This window comes from Citrobacter sp. wls711, from assembly GCF_005281055.1.
Taxonomy (GTDB): Bacteria; Pseudomonadota; Gammaproteobacteria; order Enterobacterales; family Enterobacteriaceae; genus Citrobacter; species Citrobacter gillenii.
Genome location: NZ_SZXC01000037.1, coordinates 1 through 520, shown reverse-complemented (window position 1 = coordinate 520; position 520 = coordinate 1). Strand labels below are relative to the sequence as shown.

The 520-nt window shown below is 42.1% G+C and carries 1 pseudogene; it reads left to right on the top strand.

Annotation, left to right across the window (positions count from 1 at the left end):
* Positions 1-101 precede the first annotated feature (101 nt).
* Positions 102-520 (top strand): annotated as a pseudogene (locus tag FDW98_RS14330) (hypothetical protein); the annotation flags it as partial.

Genomic DNA, 520 nt, shown 5'->3' with positions numbered 1-520 from the left:
GGTGGGCTATAAGGGCTGGACCCGGATGCACTGCGATATGGATGCAGGGAAATAATCAGCAATGGGATATGCCCAAACCGCTTAACGTTTAAGGATGAATTATGAAGCTGGGAAATACGGTAAGAGTAATAATTGGCGTGGTTTCACTATGCGCTATTGCGGCCTGTACAAAAAAAATACCCTCACAGGTTATTTATCGCTATGATGATAACCGGTATCTGGAACTAAAGGGCTTCGATTGCGAAGGTGCACTTTGGTATCATGATACCAGGAGGAATATACATAAAGAATTAGTAAATGGCATTTATTCAACGTATCAGATATTTTCCGGAGTATATATTCACTCATCAGATAAGTATATTCTGATACCGCGATGGGAACCTGGGGCATATAAAATATCTAAAGATTACGGACAAACGTGGCAGGTCGCAACGTATATGGCTTCTTTCCCGGCGCTGGAGAAAAACTCAGACGGTATTATGCGTGACAGCCCTGAAGGAAAAGAAATAAAAAGAGTGGT